Raw genomic sequence first — 16,155 nt, 5'->3', positions numbered from 1 at the left:
TGCAGGTGAGCGGTATCCGTCCGGTTTTGTCGGATGAGTTGCGTACATGGGGTGGCTGATCCGGCCCACTATCAGGCAGTTGGGGAGCGGCTGGGCCCGATTCCCCTTATGTCGCTCTCTTCCTCGCGTCCGTCACGCACAGCAGGCGCGGGTCCTCGGGCCAGACGGCGTCGCCCGCGGCCAGCCCGGACGCCAGCCGGACACAGCCGTGCAGCGGATCGCCCTGGGCCGTCGCCGTTCGGGCGTGCGGTACCTGTCGGGCCAACTCCTCGCGCAGAAAGGAGAGAAGGGGCTCGCCCAGGTTCAACAGGCCGCCGGTGCAGGCGACTTCCGGTTCCCCGGATTCCGGGCACGCGGCGGCGACCGACTCGGCCATGTGCCGGGCGGCGGCCCGCAGGATGCCGGTGGCCGCCGGGTCGTCCGGGGCGCAGGCGGCGACCTCCGGAGCGAAGGAGGCGAGCAGGGCGGCACGGTCCGGCCGGGGATAGACCAGTCCGGGCAGCTCGGGCGGCGGCCCGAACCGCTCCCGCGCCCGCTCCAGCAGCGGCGCGGAGCCGCCCGCCCGGCCGTCGTGGGCGCGCAGCGCCGCCTCCAGACCGGCCCGGCCGATCCAGGCGCCGCCTCCGCAGTCGCCCAGCAGATGGCCCCAGCCGTCCGCGCGCCGCCAGCTCCGCAGGTCCGTGCCGATGGCGATGAGCCCGGTGCCCGCAGCGAGCGCGGCACCCGGGCGCGCTCCGAGGGCGCCGATGTACGCGGTGACCGCGTCGGCGGCGAGCCCGACGGTGCCCACGCCCAGCTCCCCGGCGAGCGCGCCGGGCAGTTCGGCGCGCAGGGCGGCGCCCAGGGTGGCGAACCCGGCGGCGCCGACCACGGCCGTGGTCAGCTCGTCCACCCCGGCCTCCGCCGCGAGCGTCCGCGCCAACGGCACGACCAGTTCCAGCAGATGAGCCGGGTCGATGCCCCGGTCCCCGGTCCGTACGGGTGTCGAGGACCTGCCCTGTGCGGGCGGCGCGCCGCCGAACGCCCCCACGGCCACGCGCAGACCGGAGCCCCCGGAGTCGACCGCGAGGTAACCGGGGACGGCCGGGCCGGCCGCCGTGCTGTTCGGGAACAACGGGCTTCCCCCACCTCGTCGGAGCGCCTGCGGGACGGGGGGAAGGGTAGCGGGCCGGGGAGTGCGTGCCGGTCGTTCCACAGCCGTTCGGGCGTTGTCAGTGGGGGCCAGTAGAGTGACTTGACGTGGCACGACGACCGTTGAACGAACTTGTAGAGGCCGGCTGGGCGAAGGCCCTGGACCCGGTGGCCGACCGCATCACGGCCATGGGGGACTTCCTGCGTGCCGAGGTGGCGGCGGGCCGGACCTATCTCCCGTCCGGGGCGAACGTCCTGCGGGCCTTCCAGCAGCCCTTCGACGACGTACGCGTCCTGATCGTCGGTCAGGACCCGTATCCGACACCGGGCATGGCGATCGGGCTGAGCTTCGCGGTGGCTCCGGAGGTGCGGTCGCTGCCCGGCAGCCTGGAGAACATCTACCGGGAGCTGAACACCGACCTGGGCCTGCCCCGGCCGTCGAACGGCGACCTGACCCCCTGGACCTCCCAGGGTGTCCTGCTGCTGAACAGGGCCCTGACCACGGCGCCCCGCAAGCCCGCCGCCCATCGCGGCAAGGGCTGGGAAGAGGTCACCGAGCAGGCCATCCGCGCGCTCGCCGCACGCGGCAAGCCGCTGGTGTCCATCCTGTGGGGCCGCGACGCCCGCAACCTGCGGCCCCTGCTCGGCGACCATCCGGCGATCGAGTCGGCGCACCCGTCACCCATGTCGGCGGACCGGGGCTTCTTCGGCTCCCGCCCGTTCAGCCGCGCCAACGAGGCGCTGACCGGCCTGGGCGCCGAGCCCGTGGACTGGCGCCTCCCCTAGCCGCCGGGGCGCCGCGCCGCCGGGGCGCCGGGCGCCGCCGCTGTCCGCCCCCGCCGCCGTCCGCCCCCGGCGCGGTCCGCGCGCCGGTCGTCAGCCCACCACCGCCGCCCGCACGCACAGCACGTCCGGCAGATGGCTCGCGAGCTGCCGCCATGTGTCGCCGTCGTCGGCGGAGGCGTACACCTCGCCGTTGCGGTTGCCGAAGTAGACGCCGGCCGGGTCGGCGTCGTCGGTGCACAGGGCGTCGCGCAGCACGGTGCCGTAGTGCTCCTCCTGGGGCAGCCCCTCGGAGAGCGGCTCCCAGCTCTTGCCGGCGTCGGAGGTGCGGAACACCCGGCAGCGGCGGTCGGCGGGCACCCGGTCGGCGTCGGCGTTGATCGGGAAGACGTACGCCGTGCCGCCCCGGTGCGGATGGGCGGCCACCGCGAAGCCGAAGGTCGACGGCAGGCCGTCGCCGATGTCGCTCCAGTGGGCGCCCGCGTCGTCGCTGCGGTACACGCCCCAGTGGTTCTGCAGATACAGGCGGTCCGGGTCCGCCGCGTCCCGGGCGACCTTGTGCACGCACTGGCCGAACTCCGGGTCGGGGTCGGGCAGGAAGACGGCGGACACCCCGGAGTTCGACGGGGCCCAGCTCTCGCCGCCGTCCGTCGTGCGGAACACCCCGGCCGTGGAGACCGCCACCGTCACCGCGTCCGGATCGCGGGCGTCGGTCAGCACCGTGTGCAGCCCCTCGCCGCCACCGCCGGGCACCCAGCGGGAGCGGGTCGGGTGCTCCCACAGCGGACGCACCAGCTCGAAGCTCTCCCCGCGGTCCTCGGAGCGGTACAGCGCGGCCGGTTCGGTACCCGCGTACACCACGCCGGGCTCGGCGGCGGCCGGGTGCAGCTGCCACACCCGCTCCAGCGAGGCGCCCGTGTCCTTGGGGAACCGGACGGCCGGCCGGGCCGGTTCGGACCAGGTGCGGCCCAGGTCGTCGGAGTGGAACACCGAGGGCCCCCAGTGCGCGCTGTCGCCGCTGGCCAGCAGCCGGGGCCTGCCCTCGCGCGTGTCGATGGCGACCGCGTAGACCGCCTGGGCGTTGAACCGGGGGCCGTCGTCGAACTCCCAGGCGCCGCCGCGCCGTCTGCCGATGAACAGGCCCTTGCGCGTACCCACGGCGAGCAGTACCTCGGTCATGCCGACCACCTCCGGGACGTCGTCGTCCACTCTGCCGCACCGCCTTCGGACGCGGCGATCTCCGATTCCGCCCAGTCTGCACCCCGGCACTGACAGTCACCGCGAGCGCGGCCGTCGTCGCAGGTCACGGCGGAGTGTGAGCAACGGAGGCCGGGCGTCCGTACCGGAAGGCGGTCCGGCCCTGCCGGCGCGCTCGTGAGGAGGATGACCTTGAAGGCGTTCCGTGTTCGGCGTGTGTGGCTGTGGCGGTTCCGGCGCGGCCCGCTGCGGCGCCGTGCCGACATGGTGGAGGGGTGGGTGCTGCTCGGCCTCTGGCTGCTGACCCTGCTCGCCGGGACCGTGGCCGGACTGGCGGCCGCGCGGTCGGTCGAGCACGGCCTCGCCCACGAGCGCGCCACCTGGCATCCGATGGTCGCCTACGTCGTCTCGCGCGCCCCCGGCCGTTCCGGGTCCCGCAGCTCCAGCGGCGAACGGGTCTGGGCGCGGGTCCGCTGGACGGGGTCCGACGGCTCGCTCCGCACCGGCGAGATCCGGGTCGCGCCCGGCGCGGAGACCGGCGCACCGGTCGCCGTCTGGACCGACGGGCGCGGACGCCTCGTCACCAGGCCGGCCACCGCGTCCGAGGCCGCCGTCCGCGCCGCCTTCATCGGCACCCTGACGGGTGCGGGCGCCGCCGCCGTCCCCTTCGCCGGGGGCCGCCTCCTGCTGGCCCGGCTGGAGCGCCGCCGCCTCGCCCTCTGGGACGCCGAGTGGGCGAGGCTCGGACCGCGGTGGGGACGCAGGACGGGGTGAGGGCCTGCCCCGGAACGAGGGCCCGCCCGGTTCAGGCGGGCAGCGAGCGTGCGAGCACCGCGTCCAGGTCCGCACCGGCGGGAAGCGTGCCGAAGGCGTGGCCCCAGTCGCCGCCCAGCCGGGTCGCGCAGAAGGCGTCGGCGACCGCGGGCGGGGCGTGCCGGACCAGGAGGGACGCCTGGAGGGCCAGCGCCATCCGCTCGACCACCCGGCGCGCGCTCAGTTCGTCCGCCCCGGCCAGCTCCCGCTTCAGCGAGGCCGCGGTCGCGTCCAGGCGGGCGTCGGCCCCGCGCGCGAGGGCGAGTTCGCCGAACAGCGACTCGGCGCTCTCCGGCTCCCGGGCCAGCGCCCGCAGCACGTCGAGGGCGTTGACGTTGCCCGAGCCCTCCCAGATCGACAGCAGCGGCGCCTCCCGGTAGTGCCGGGGCATCCCGGAGTCCTCGACGTAGCCGTTGCCGCCCAGGCATTCCAGAGCCTCGGCGGTGAACGCCGGGCCCCGCTTGGTGACCCAGTACTTGCCCACGGCGGTGGCGATCCGCCGGAACGCCCGCTCGCCCTCGTCGCCGCGCACCGCCCGGTCCGCCGCCCCCGCGAGCCGCAGGGTGAGCGTCGTCGCCGCCTCCGACTCCAGCGCCAGGTCCGCCAGGACGTTGCGCATCAGCGGCTGGTCGAACAGCCTCGCGCCGAACGCGCTGCGGTGGCGGGCGTGGTGGCCCGCCTCCACCAGCGTCTTGCGCATCAGGGTCGCCGAGGACATCACGCAGTCCAGCCGGGTGCAGTTGACCATCTCGATGATGGTCTTCACCCCGCGCCCCTCCGGCCCGACCAGCCAGGCCACCGTGCGGTCGAACTCCGGCTCGGAGGACGCGTTGGAGCGGTTGCCCAGCTTGTCCTTCAGGCGCTGGATGCGGAAGGTGTTGCGGCTGCCGTCCGGCAGCACGCGCGGCACCAGGAAGCAGGAGAGCCCGCCCGGAGCCTGTGCCAGCACCAGGAACACGTCGCACATCGGCGCCGAGGTGAACCACTTGTGCCCGCGCAGCGTGTACACGCCGGGCTCGCCGGTCGGTGTCGCCATCGTGGTGTTGGTGCGGACGTCGGAGCCGCCCTGCTTCTCCGTCATGCCCATCCCGGCGAGCAGACCCCGCTTCTCTGTGGGCACGCGCAACCCCGGGTCGTACTCCCGGCCGGTCAGCAGCGGCTCGTACACCTTGGCCAGGTCCGGCTGGGCGCGCAGGGCGGGGACGGCGGCGTACGTCATCGAGGTCGGACAGCCGTGTCCGGCCTCGGTGTGCCCCCAGACCAGGCCGCCCGCCGTGCGGGCCACGTGCGCCCCGACGCGGTCCTCCGCCCACGGGGTGCCGGCCAGGCCCTCGGCGACGGCGGTGCGTATCAGGTGGTGCCAGCTCGGGTGGAACTCGACCTCGTCGACGCGGTTGCCGTAGCGGTCGTGGGTGCGCAGCTCCGGCTCGTGCCGGTTGGCCAGCTCGCCCCACTCCTGCGCCTCGGCGCCGCCCGCGCGCAGCCCCAGCCGCCGGATGCCGTCCTCGGCCCATCCGGCGCCCTCCCGGCGCAGCCCCTCCAGCAGGGCGGGGTCGGCGGAGGCGTCGTAGGGAGCCAGCGGCGGCGGCTGGTTGGTGACGTCGTGGGTGGCGGACGGCGACTGCTCGGGCATCGGGACCATGGAGCCCATGTTGCACTCCCTCTACGGTTGTAGCAATGACGCAACATCGATCGCCGCACGTACAGTACGTGCCCATGCGCACCCATCCGCCGGCCGAGCAGAGCGGCGCCGGACCCGTGACCAGGCCGTTGTCCGCGCGGTCGGTCGTCCTGAGCCTGCTGCTCGGCGCGCATCCGCCCCGGCTGCCGGTGCGGGAACTGGTCCGGCTGGTCGAACCGTTCGGCGTGGGCGGCTCCACGCTGAGGGCCGCGCTCAGCCGCATGGTGGCCGCGGGCGACCTCCGGCGCACCGACGCCGTGTACGGACTCAGCGACCGGCTGCTGGACCGGCAGCGCCGCCAGGACGAGGCGCTGCGGCCGCGCACGCGCGCGTGGGACGGCGACTGGGAGATGGTCGTGATCACGGCCACCGGGCGCGGCCCCGCCGAACGCGCCGAGCTGCGCTCCCGGCTGACGGCGCTCCGCCTGGCCGAACTGCGCGAGGGTGTCTGGCTCCGCCCCGCCAACCTCGTCCGGACGCTGCCCGGTGAACTGTCCGAGGTGGCCCTGACCTGCACCGCCCGCCCCGACGAGCCCGCCGCCGGACTCGCCGCCCGGCTGTGGCCCACCGTCGCCTGGGCCGCCGACGCGCGCACCCTGCTCGACCGGGCCGCGGCCGCCTCCCACCCGGCCGACCGTCTCACCGTCTACGCGGCCGTGGTCCGCCACCTGCTCACCGACCCGGTCCTGCCCGCACCCCTCCTCCCCGCAGGCCGGCCCGGTGACGACCTGCGCGCCGCCTACGCCGGATACCAGCGGGAACTGGCCGCGTCGGTCGGGCTGCCGGCCGGGGCGTAAAGCCTGCCCGACGCCCCTGGCCGGGGCGACGCACCGCACTGGTCCGGGCGGGCGGGCCGAGTGGCGAGGGCCCGGGGCCTGTCGTCTCCTGGGAGTGGAGGGGGTGACCAGCGTGCGCGTGCTTCCGGGCACGGGGCGGGGCACGGCAGGCGATCTCGCCCGAGGAGAGTCATGGCTGAGCACACGTCGTCGTCGGTCCTCACCGCGCCCCTGCGCGGCGCCGCCTGCGTCCTGAACAAGGTGCCCGGCGCGTCCATGGTCTCCAAGGCGGCCCACGACACCCTCGACATGGTCGGCGCGGTCTCGCCCAGAGGCAGACGCCTCCTGGTGTACACCGGGGCGGGCGTGCTCGGCGTCGCCGGGGTCGTGGAGTGGCCCGTGGCGCTGACCGGGGCCGCGATCGCCTGGCTGACCCAGCCCCGCCCCGCCCACAGCCACGACGGCACCGAGGAGACACCGCGGGCCCGGCCCGACGAGCCCGCCCCCGCGAGCGAGGCCGAGGTCGGCGAGGCCGCCCTGCACGCCGAACACCCCGAGCCGCCGGGCCCGGTCAAGGCCACGGACACCGCCTCCGCGCACCCGGAGTCCGCGCACAAGAAGCACGGCAAGCAGGCCAAGGCCGGCAAGCAGAGCAAGGGCGCCACCGGGCAGCTCGGCCCGACCGCGCGCCCCGAACGCACCAGCCTCTGACGGCCCCGCATGGTCCTCCACCTCCTGACCGCGCCCCTCGCCGCCGCCCGCCTGCCCAGGCTCCTCGCCGAGGCCGCCGCGCCCCTGATCGGCGCGGCGGCCGGCGCCGCCGCGGGCACCGCCCGCGCCGGGGTGCGCGGCGCGGACGCCGCCGTACGCGTGACGCGGGTCGCCCGCACCGCGCTGCCCGGCGGCCCCGCCCACTGGCGCTCCGGCGCCCGGCTCCACCTCCCGCTGCGCACCGCCGAACCGGTCCGCGTGGCCGACGGCGGCGGCCGCGCCCACCTGGGCCGCCGGATCGCCGCCGCGCTCGCCGACCGGCCCGACGTGCTCCTCGCCTACTGGGACGAGGGCCTCGCCCGCCTGGTCGTCACCATGACCGAGGACGCCGTAGGCGACCAGGTGGTGGACCACGCCGCCGAACTCGCCGTCCGCGAGGGACTGCTCGTCACCGGCGGCGACCCCGAGGAACACGTCCACCCCGCCGACCCGGCCGGAGTGCGCGCCGCCGCCACCACCCTCGGCGTCGACCTGATCGGCATCGCGGGCGCCCTCACCGGCTACGCCCTGCGGCTGCCCCCCTCGCCCCGCGCGCTCACCGCCCTGGTCACCCTGCTGCGCGAGAACCCCCGCGTCCGCGCCCTGCTGCGCGCCCGCCTCGGCGCCGCCCGCATGGACCTCCTCCTGGCGAGTGCCAACGCGATCGTGCACGCCGCCGGGCAGACCCCCACCTCGCTCGTGCTCGACGGCACCCTGCGCTCCCTCCAGCTCACCGAGACCATGGCCCGCGCCGCCGCCTTCGACGCCCTGCACGACGAGCTGTGCGGACCCGAGCGCGTCAGCGTCGCCCCCACCGACTCCCCGCGCCCCGCGCTGCGCGAGTCCCCGGCCCAGGTGTACGCGGCGCACGCCTCGGCGGGCAGCGTGCTCGGCGCGGCGGCCGCGCTGCTGGTCAAGCGGAACCTGAACTCCGCCGCCGAGGCCGCCCTCTCCGGCTCGCCCAAGGCCGCCCGGTACGCCCCCGCCGCCTTCCACGCCGTCCTCGGCACCTCGCTGGCCCGCGCCGACGTTCTGGTCCGCGACCCGGAACGGCTCAGACAGCTGGAGATGGCCGGGACTCTCCTGCTGCACCCGAGCGCGCTGCGCACCGACGAGGGGCTGCCCGACCCGTGGACCGAGGCCGTGCTCGACGCGGCCCGCCGGGCCCGGCTGCGCGTCGTCCTCGTGGACGACCCCGCCCTGGAGGACTTCACCGGGCTCGCCGACCAGGTGATCGACGCCAGAAGACCGCTGGACGACGTCGTCCACGCCCTGCGCGGCGAGCTGGACGTCCGCGCCGAGGACGAGGACGACGACGGGGACGAGCGCGTCGTCATCACGGTCGCCCGGCCGCGCGCCGCCCAGGAGAGCGACGTCCTCGCCGGGCTGGAGGCCGCCGACATCGCCGTCGTGCTCACCGACCGGGAGGGCGCCGTCGTCTGGGGCGCCGACATCCTCGCCCCGCACGGACTCCCCGACGTGTGGCGGCTGCTCACCGCCATCCCCGCCGCCCGCACCGTCGGCGGCCGGGGCCAGATCCTGGCCCGCTCCGGCGCCGCGCTCTCCGGCCTCCTGGTGGCCGTCGGCGAGGCGCGGCGCGGCCGCGGCCGGCGCTCGGTGCTGCCCGGACTGCGCCACGCGCCCGTCGACACCGCCGCGTTCACCGCGCTCGCGTACGGCGTCTGGGCCGCGCTCGGGGTGGCCGCCGCCCGCGCCCCGCACCCGCACGCGCGCGTGCGCTGGCACGAACTCGACCCCGACGAGGCCGTGGAACGGCTGGACCGCGAGGCGCCCCCGGAACCCGGCCCCCTGGAACGGGCCGTCACCGCCGTCCGTAAGACGGCCGGCCGGATCGCGCACGTCCCCGCGCTCGCCCCCGCCCGCTTCAGCTGGCAGCTCGGCCAGGCCGTGCGCGGCGAGCTGGACGATCCGCTCACCCCCGTCCTGGCGGTCGGCTCGGCCGCCTCCGCCATCCTCGGCTCGGTCGTGGACGCCCTGCTCGTCGTCGGCGCCCTCGACCTGAACGCCCTCGTCGGCGGGGTGCAGCGGCTGCGCGCCGAGCGGGCGCTGTCCGGGCTGCACGCCGACCAGCAGCGCAAGGCGCGGGTCGCGCCGCCGCCGGAGGAGGCCCCCGCGGGCGGCACCCGCACCGTGGACGCCGGACAACTGCTGCCCGGTGACGTGATCGAGCTGAAGGGCGACGACGTGGTGCCCGCCGACGCCCGCCTGCTGTGGCAGGACGGCCTGGAGGTGGACGAGTCCGCGCTGACCGGTGAGTCCCTGCCGGTGCACAAGCACGTCGCGGCCACCCCGCACGCGGCCGTCGCCGACCGGCACTGCATGGTCTTCGAGGGCACCACCGTCGTCGCGGGCACCGGCCACGCCGTCGTCGTCGACACCGGCGAGCGCACCGAGGCCGCCCGCGCCGTCCACCTCGCCGCCCGTACGCCCCCGGCGGCGGGCGTGCAGGCCCGGCTGCAGGAACTCACCCGCAAGGCGCTCCCGCTGACCCTGGCGGGCGGCGCCGCCGTGACCGGCCTGGCCCTGCTGCGCGGCACCCCGGTGCGCGAGGCGGTCAGCGGCGGCGTGGCCGTCGCCGTCGCCGCCGTCCCCGAGGGGCTGCCGCTGGTCGCCACCGTCGCCCAGCTCGCCGCCGCCCGCAGACTCAGCCGCGACGGCGTCCTCGTCCGCACCCCGCGCACCCTGGAGGCGCTGGGCCGCGTCGACACCATCTGCTTCGACAAGACCGGCACCCTCACCGAGAACCGGCTCCGCGTCGTCCGCGTCTCCGACGCCGCGGGCGACCAGTGGGCGGCCGGTGACGCCGGCGAGGCGGGACCCGCGGCCACCCTGCGCCGTGCGGCGCGGGCCTGCCCCCGCGTGAACGGCTCCGGGCGCCCGGTGCACGCCACCGACGAGGCCGTCATCGACGCCGCCCCGCCCGACCCGGTGTGGACCCAGCTCGCCGGCCTGTCCTTCGAGGCCGGGCGGGGCTACGCCGCCGCCGTGGGCCGCGCGGGCGACGGTCCCCGCACCCTGGTGGTCAAGGGCGCCCCCGAGACCGTGCTGCCCGGCTGCGCCGACCTGTCCGACCGTGCGGACGACACCGCGCACGTCCTGGCCGGTGCCGGACTGCGCGTCCTCGCCGTGGCCTCCCGGCGCCTCGGCGCGGACGAGAGCGAGTCCGACGCCCTCCAGGCACCCCTGGGCGGGCTGGAGTTCACCGGCCTGGTGGCCCTGTCCGACGTGCCCCGCGAGACCTCCGAGGCGCTGGTACGCGGTCTCTACGAGGAGGGCGTACGGCCGGTCATGCTCACCGGCGACCACCCCCAGACCGCCCGCGCCATCGCCCGTGAACTGGGCTGGCCGGAGGACACCGAGGTGGTCACCGGGGACGAGCTGGCCGCGGCCGACCGGCGCACCAGGGCCCGCATGCTGCGGGACGCCGGAGTCGTGGCCCGCGTCGCGCCCGAGCAGAAGCTCCAGGTCGTGGAGGCGCTCAGGGACGCGGGCCGGGTCGTCGGCATGGTCGGTGACGGCGCCAACGACGCCGCCGCGATCCGCGCCGCCGACATCGGCGTCGGCATCAGCGCGCGGGGCTCGGCCGCCGCGCGCAACGCCGCCGACATCGTCCTCACCGACGACGACCTGACCGTCCTCATCGACGCCATCGGCGAAGGACGCTCGCTGTGGCACAGCGTCGCCGACGCCATCGCCATCCTCATCGGCGGCAACGCGGGCGAGGTCGCCTTCGGCATCCTCGGCACCCTGGTCTCGGGCACCGCCCCGCTGTCCACCCGGCAGATGCTGCTGGTCAACCTCTTCACCGACCTGTTCCCGGCCATGGCGGTGGCCGTGACCCCGAAGGGCGGCGACGACACCGAGGCACGCGTCCGCACCGCGTCCCCCGAGGACGTGGCGGGCGAAGTGCTGGGCGCGCCCCTGATCCGGCAGATCCGGCATCGCGCCCTCACCACCGCGCTGGGCGCCGTCACGGCCTGGCTCATCGGCCGGGCCACACCGGGCAGCCCCCGCCGGGCCGCGACCATGGCCCTGTGCGGAGTGGTCGGCACCCAGCTCGCGCAGACCCTCCTCGACCGCCGGGACAGCACCCTGGTCCGGGTCACCGCCCTCGGCTCCGGCGCGGTCCTCGTCGCCGTGATCCAGACCCCCGGTGTCAGCCGACTGGTCGACTGCACCCCGCTGGGCCCGCTGGCCTGGGCCGGCGTCGCCCTGGCGATCGGCCTCGCGCTGGCCGGACAGCGCGCCCTGCCCCGGCTGGAGGAGATCGTCGCCGGGATGGTGCCGATGGAGGACCGGGGCTCGGGCCTGCCGACCTGATCCGCAGGACGCCGCGACACCCGGAGCGGCCTCGCGCGCTAGACACCCTCGGCGAGCACCGCCCGCTTCCGGGCCGCGCGCTCGGGCAGGTGGTTGAACAGCAGGTTCAGCGCGATCGCGGTCAGACAGCCCGCGCTGATCCCGCTGTTCATGACCGTCTGGAACCAGTCGGGGAACTTCGCGTACACCGCGGGCACGCCCACCGGGAGCAGGCCGACCGCCACCGACACCGCCACGACGGTGAGGTTGTGGCCGCCCCGGAAGTCCACCGCCGCGAGCGTGCGCAGACCGCTGGCCGCGACGGTCCCGAACATCACCAGGCCCGCCCCGCCGAGCACCGGCACCGGCACGGCCGCGACCACCGCCCCCAGCTTGGGCAGCAGCCCGAGCAGCACGAGCAGACCGCCCGCCGCGGCCACCACCCAGCGGCTGCGCACCCGCGTCATGCCGACCAGGCCCACGTTCTGCGCGTACGCCGTGTACGGGAAGGTGTTGAACACCCCGCCCAGCACCGTCGACAGGCCGTCCGCGCGCAGTCCGTCCGCCAGCGGACGCGGCTCGACCTCGCGCCCGGTCATCTCGCCCACCGCGATCAGGTCACCGGTGGTCTCGGTCATCGTCACCAACGCCACCACCAGCATCGACGCGATGGCCGACAGCCGGAACTCCGGTGCCCCGAAGTGGAACGGGGTGCTGATCCCCACCCAGTCCGCGTCCGCGACTCCGCCGAAGTCCGTGAAGCCGAACGGCACCGCCACGGCCAGGCCCGCCACGATGCCGGTCAGCACGGCCACCCGGGCCAGGAACGCCGGGGCGAACCGCTGCACGCCCAGCACCACCGCCAGCACGAACGCGGCCAGCGCCAGGTTCCGGGGCGCCCCGAAGTCCTTCGCGCCCACGCCGCCCGCCGCCCAGTTCCCGGCGACCGGCAGCAGGGAGACGCCGATGATCAGGACCACCGTGCCGGTGACCAGCGGCGGGAAGAACCGCAGCAGCCGGCCGAAGACCGGCGCGAGCAGCACGATCGCGAGCCCCGCGACGATCACCGAGCCGTAGACCGCGGGCAGTCCACCGCCCGTCGTGCCGATCAGCACCATCGGCGAGACGGCCGCGAAGGTGCACCCCTGCATGATCGGCAGCCGTACGCCGAACCGCCAGAACCCGACGCACTGGATCAGGGTCGCCACCCCGCACACCAGCAGGTCGGCGGTGATCAGATACGCCAGGCCGGCGGGCGGGAGGCGCAGCGCGCCGCCCACGATCAGGGGCACCGCCACGGCCCCCGCGTACATGGCCAGCACATGCTGGAGCGCGAAGGCCGAGAGCTGTCGCAGCGGGGGTATCGCGTCGACGGGGTGCACTTCTTCTGCGGTCGTGGCCATGGGGTCTCCTGAGCGGCGGGCGGGGAGCGGCAACCGGACATCCGCGACCGTAGGGGCCTTGAACAGAATGTTGATTTCCGGGGCGTTGCCGCTGTGTGTCATGCCCACGTGAACAGCGGGAACACTCCCCGCCGCGCTACTCCGGGCGCGCCGCCGCCCGCAGCGCGTCCCAGTCGGCCAGCTTGACCGGGTTGCGGCCCAGGCTCGCGCCCAGCTCCGCCTCCGCGCGCTCGATCGCCAGCCAGCCCGGCCAGAGAACGGGGTCCGCGCCCGCCGCCCGCAGTCCCGGAAGCGGGTCCCGGGGCACCTCACGGGCTTCCAGAGCGGGGGCGTCCTCCAGCAGTGAGGTCACCGTCTCCTTGGCGCAGGAGCGGTTGCTGCCGATGACACCGGTCGGGCCGCGCTTGATCCACCCGGCCACGTACTCGCCCGGCACGGGCACGCCGTCCCGCAGCACCCGGCCCGCCAGATGCGGCACCGTCCCGGTCACCGGGTCGGACGGCAGCCCCTCGGGCGGCATCCCGCGGTACCCCACCGAGCGGAGCACCAGCTGCGCGGGCACGTCCTCGTACACCCCGGTGCCCCGCACCCCGCCCTGACCGTCCGGAACGGTCCGCTCGAACCGCACCCCGCCGACCCGGCCGTCCGCCTCCAGCACCTCCACCGGCCGCAGGAAGAACCGCAGCCGGATGGTCCGCCCGGTGTCCGGGGGAGGGGCGGCGGCCCAGTCGCGCAGCACCTCGGCGTTGCGGCGCCGGGCGGCGGGGAGCGCGGAGAGGTCCGCGAAGGAGGGATCGAGTCCCAGTTCCGCCGGATCGACCGAGACCCCGACACCGGGCAGACCGCCCAGCTCACGCAGCTCCTTGGTGGTGAACCTGGCCTGCGTGGGCCCACGCCGGCCTGCCATGAGCACCTCGTGGACGCCGCCCCCGGTCAGTGTCTCCAGCGCCGCCTGCGGCATGTCCGTCCCGTGCAGCTCGGCCGCGCCGCGCATCAGCATCCGCGTCACGTCCACGGCCACGTTGCCGACCCCGATGACCACGGCCGAGCGCACCTCGCGCAGGAAACCCTCGTCGGCCGCGTCCGGATGCGCGCTGTACCAGGACACGAACTCCGACGCCGACCAGCTGCCCGGCAGGTCCTCGCCGGGGATGCCCAGGGGGCGGCCGGCCGCCGCGCCCACGCAGTACACCACCGCGTGGTACAGCTCCCGCAGGCGTTCCGCCGGCACCCCGTCCGGGCCGCCCACCCCGACCCCGCCGAGGAACCTGACGCGGTCATGCTCGAGCACCGAGCGCAGGCTCGACTGGAGCGACTTGATCTTCTCGTGGTCCGGGGCGACGCCGTAGCGCACCAGACCGAAGGGCGCCGGCAGCCGGTCCAGCACGTCCACACGCACGTCCGGATGGCGCTCCACCAGGTTCTGCGCGGTGTAGCACCCGCTCGGTCCGGAGCCGACGACGGCGACCCGCAGCACGGCGCACTCCTCACCCCGGGGGTCTCGGGAGACAGCCCTGAGGGGTCCAGCATCGCACCGGGGACGCCGGTCGGCAGGGGGGTGCGGCCGGCCGGGCGGCTAGGGCCTGTCTTCCGGATCTTGCCGGGGTCGCGGGCCCTGGCACGCACGTCTGCCGCGTTGTCGTCGGTTGCCGACGCTCCGCGTCGACGCCCTCCTCCGCCTTGCAGCCGCACGCACCAGACCCCGCTCGGGTCGGCCCGAAGGCACCGTCGGCCCGAGCCGGCCTGATCCGGAAGAAAGGCCCTAGGAGGGCGACCCGCCCCGCTCTCCTGTCCCTTCGTCGGTCGGCCCGTCCGTCCGCTCGTCCGTGGCGAAGAAGCGGGAGAGGTCGCCTCGCGCCGGTCCGGCGTCCGTGCCGCTGCCCGGCGGTGCGCCCAGCCCGCCGTCGAGTCCGTACCGCTCGAACAGCTCCGCGCGCAGCACCGGCACGGGCATCGGCACCCCCGGCACCAGCGCCGCGTACACCGCGCCCATCAGCAGCGCCCGCAGCATCGGATAGTCGGCCGCGACGTCGTCCGAGCCGCAGCGGGCGACCGTGTCGCCGAGCAGTTCCGAGAGCCGCCGCTGCTCCGGGCACTGTACGAAGCCCTCCGCGAGCAGCAGGCCCGACATGTGCTGGCGCATGAGCACCGGCCGCTCCCGCGCGAGCCCGAGGATCGCGTCTATGGCACGGGCCAGCCGCTCCCGGCCGTCCTCGGTGCGCGGCTCCCGCTCCAGCGCCTCCTGAAGCGTGCGGTGCATCAGCCGGTGCACGGCGGACTGTACGAGCTGGCGCTTGCCGGGGAAGTAGTACGAGACCAGTCCGCGCGCCGAACCCGCGCGGTCCGCGATGTCGCCCAGGGTGGTCGCCTCGAACCCGCGCTCGTCCACCAGCTCCACCGCCGCCTGCAGGAGCCGCTCGCGCGAACGCCGCCGCAACTCTTCGTTGACCGAGGCGCTGCGCGGGGACATTTCGAAACTCCTGCGTTGACTGGCTGTCAGCCAACTATACTCAAGGAGTGAGGCGCCGCGTTCCGCGGGGCCTTCTCAGTGCTGCCGTTCGTCTGAGCGCCGCGGGGGAGCGCCTCAGGCGGACGGCAGTCGCGCTCCCGCCATCAGATCCAGCACCGGCAGCAGCGCCTCCGGCCGGTCAGCCACCGGCAGATGGTCCACGAAGTGCACCCGGCAGCCGAGCGCGGCCGCGCCGCCGTCGGCCTCCCTGCTGTCGCCGACCATCAAGGTCTCCTCGGGCTCGACCCCCAACTCCGCGCAGGCGACGGCGAACAGCCGGGGGTCCGGCTTCCGCGCCCCGTGCTCGTACGACAGGACGTACGCGTCCACGAAGGCGTCGAGACCGTGCTCCCGGAAGACCGGGCGCAGATCCCAGCCGATGTTGCTGACCACCCCGACCGCGATCCCGCGCCCGCGCAACTCCCGCAGCACATAAGGCGCGTCGGGGTAAGGCGCCCAGGCGGCCGGGGTCATGTGCCGGTCGTACAGCACGTCGTGCAGATCCGGCGCGGGCAGCGGAACCCGCCGGGACAGCCCCGTGTACGCGGCCCGGTGCTCGGCGGAGCCCAGGTCCCGCGCGGCCCACGCCCCGCTCAGCGTCTCCGGTACGGCATCGGGTTCGGCCCCGCCCGGCAGCGCGCCCGCCGCCTCCAGCGCGGCCGCCGCCCGGACGAGCCGGGGCTCGGGCAGCGTCAGGCCGGCCGACACGAGGGCGCCCCGCAGCCAGGACTCGGTGGACTCGACACGGAAGAGCGTGCCCGAGAAGTCGAACAGCACGGCGGTCATGGGCCG

The 16,155-nt window shown here is 75.8% G+C and carries 12 protein-coding genes; 5 read left to right on the top strand and 7 right to left on the bottom strand.

Annotated elements, in window-relative coordinates; translation table 11 throughout:
* Nucleotides 1–106: 106 nt before the first annotated feature.
* The gene (locus ABZ898_RS03590; protein WP_361652349.1) at nucleotides 107–1,114 is read right to left on the bottom strand and encodes a BadF/BadG/BcrA/BcrD ATPase family protein; all 1,008 of its coding nucleotides are present in this window, start codon (nucleotides 1,112–1,114) and stop codon (nucleotides 107–109) included.
* A gap of 125 nt (nucleotides 1,115–1,239) precedes the next feature.
* Between ABZ898_RS03590 and ABZ898_RS03585 the strand changes: the two genes are divergently transcribed.
* Nucleotides 1,240–1,917 carry a uracil-DNA glycosylase gene (locus ABZ898_RS03585; RefSeq protein WP_361652347.1) on the top strand — a complete coding sequence of 226 codons (678 nt, stop codon included), beginning with the start codon at nucleotides 1,240–1,242 and terminating at the stop codon, nucleotides 1,915–1,917.
* Between the two features lie 90 nt (nucleotides 1,918–2,007).
* Here the strand turns inward: ABZ898_RS03585 and ABZ898_RS03580 are convergent, their stop codons facing one another.
* On the bottom strand, nucleotides 2,008–3,093 hold the full coding sequence (locus tag ABZ898_RS03580; RefSeq protein ID WP_361653094.1) for an exo-alpha-sialidase: 1,086 nt from the start codon (nucleotides 3,091–3,093) through the stop codon (nucleotides 2,008–2,010).
* 204 nt (nucleotides 3,094–3,297) lie between these two features.
* Here ABZ898_RS03580 and ABZ898_RS03575 point away from each other — a divergent pair, with 204 nt between their 5' ends.
* A complete protein-coding gene (locus ABZ898_RS03575) occupies nucleotides 3,298–3,885 on the top strand; it encodes a hypothetical protein (protein ID WP_361652345.1) in 588 nt (195 codons plus the stop codon).
* A 31-nt stretch (nucleotides 3,886–3,916) separates the two neighbouring features.
* Here ABZ898_RS03575 and ABZ898_RS03570 read toward each other — a convergent pair whose 3' ends face one another.
* Nucleotides 3,917–5,575, bottom strand: coding sequence for a DNA alkylation response protein (locus tag ABZ898_RS03570; protein WP_361652343.1), 1,659 nt, complete (start codon nucleotides 5,573–5,575; stop codon nucleotides 3,917–3,919).
* A 65-nt stretch (nucleotides 5,576–5,640) separates the two neighbouring features.
* Here ABZ898_RS03570 and ABZ898_RS03565 point away from each other — a divergent pair, with 65 nt between their 5' ends.
* The 3 genes from ABZ898_RS03565 (at nucleotide 5,641) to ABZ898_RS03555 (ending at nucleotide 11,472) form a co-directional block, all read left to right on the top strand.
* The gene (locus tag ABZ898_RS03565; protein ID WP_361652341.1) at nucleotides 5,641–6,402 is read left to right on the top strand and encodes a PaaX domain-containing protein, C- domain protein; all 762 of its coding nucleotides are present in this window, start codon (nucleotides 5,641–5,643) and stop codon (nucleotides 6,400–6,402) included.
* 171 nt (nucleotides 6,403–6,573) lie between these two features.
* Complete coding sequence (locus ABZ898_RS03560; RefSeq protein ID WP_361652339.1) at nucleotides 6,574–7,092, top strand: hypothetical protein; 519 nt, start codon at nucleotides 6,574–6,576, stop codon at nucleotides 7,090–7,092.
* A gap of 9 nt (nucleotides 7,093–7,101) precedes the next feature.
* The gene (locus ABZ898_RS03555; RefSeq protein ID WP_361652337.1) at nucleotides 7,102–11,472 is read left to right on the top strand and encodes a cation-translocating P-type ATPase; all 4,371 of its coding nucleotides are present in this window, start codon (nucleotides 7,102–7,104) and stop codon (nucleotides 11,470–11,472) included.
* Between the two features lie 38 nt (nucleotides 11,473–11,510).
* Here the strand turns inward: ABZ898_RS03555 and ABZ898_RS03550 are convergent, their stop codons facing one another.
* The 4 genes from ABZ898_RS03550 to ABZ898_RS03535 form a co-directional block, all read right to left on the bottom strand.
* A complete protein-coding gene (locus ABZ898_RS03550; RefSeq protein WP_361652335.1) occupies nucleotides 11,511–12,854 on the bottom strand; it encodes a nucleobase:cation symporter-2 family protein in 1,344 nt (447 codons plus the stop codon).
* Between the two features lie 136 nt (nucleotides 12,855–12,990).
* Entirely contained in the window at nucleotides 12,991–14,331 is a 1,341-nt protein-coding gene (locus ABZ898_RS03545; protein WP_361652333.1) for an NAD(P)-binding protein, read from the bottom strand.
* A gap of 285 nt (nucleotides 14,332–14,616) precedes the next feature.
* The gene (locus ABZ898_RS03540) at nucleotides 14,617–15,324 is read right to left on the bottom strand and encodes a helix-turn-helix domain-containing protein (RefSeq protein WP_361652331.1); all 708 of its coding nucleotides are present in this window, start codon (nucleotides 15,322–15,324) and stop codon (nucleotides 14,617–14,619) included.
* 114 nt (nucleotides 15,325–15,438) lie between these two features.
* Complete coding sequence (locus tag ABZ898_RS03535; protein ID WP_361652329.1) at nucleotides 15,439–16,149, bottom strand: HAD-IA family hydrolase; 711 nt, start codon at nucleotides 16,147–16,149, stop codon at nucleotides 15,439–15,441.
* Between the last annotated feature and the right edge of the window lie 6 nt (nucleotides 16,150–16,155).

The organism is Streptomyces sp. NPDC046860, from assembly GCF_040645115.1.
Classification (GTDB): domain Bacteria; phylum Actinomycetota; class Actinomycetes; order Streptomycetales; family Streptomycetaceae; genus Streptomyces.
The sequence above is the reverse complement of the archived record's forward strand: the minus strand, read 5'-3'. Positions and strand labels throughout refer to the sequence as shown.

What these genes read in the sequence shown, in the direction of transcription:
- ABZ898_RS03555 (WP_361652337.1), top strand. Translation starts at nt 7,102, where the DNA reads ATGGTCCTCCACCTCCTGACCGCGCCCCTCGCCGCCGCCCGCCTGCCC.
- ABZ898_RS03540 (WP_361652331.1), bottom strand. Translation starts at nt 15,324, where the DNA reads ATGTCCCCGCGCAGCGCCTCGGTCAACGAAGAGTTGCGGCGGCGTTCG.
- ABZ898_RS03570 (WP_361652343.1), bottom strand. Translation starts at nt 5,575, where the DNA reads ATGGGCTCCATGGTCCCGATGCCCGAGCAGTCGCCGTCCGCCACCCAC.
- ABZ898_RS03560 (WP_361652339.1), top strand. Translation starts at nt 6,574, where the DNA reads ATGGCTGAGCACACGTCGTCGTCGGTCCTCACCGCGCCCCTGCGCGGC.
- ABZ898_RS03575 (WP_361652345.1), top strand. Translation starts at nt 3,298, where the DNA reads ATGACCTTGAAGGCGTTCCGTGTTCGGCGTGTGTGGCTGTGGCGGTTC.
- ABZ898_RS03550 (WP_361652335.1), bottom strand. Translation starts at nt 12,854, where the DNA reads ATGGCCACGACCGCAGAAGAAGTGCACCCCGTCGACGCGATACCCCCG.
- ABZ898_RS03535 (WP_361652329.1), bottom strand. Translation starts at nt 16,149, where the DNA reads ATGACCGCCGTGCTGTTCGACTTCTCGGGCACGCTCTTCCGTGTCGAG.
- ABZ898_RS03565 (WP_361652341.1), top strand. Translation starts at nt 5,641, where the DNA reads ATGCGCACCCATCCGCCGGCCGAGCAGAGCGGCGCCGGACCCGTGACC.
- ABZ898_RS03580 (WP_361653094.1), bottom strand. Translation starts at nt 3,093, where the DNA reads ATGACCGAGGTACTGCTCGCCGTGGGTACGCGCAAGGGCCTGTTCATC.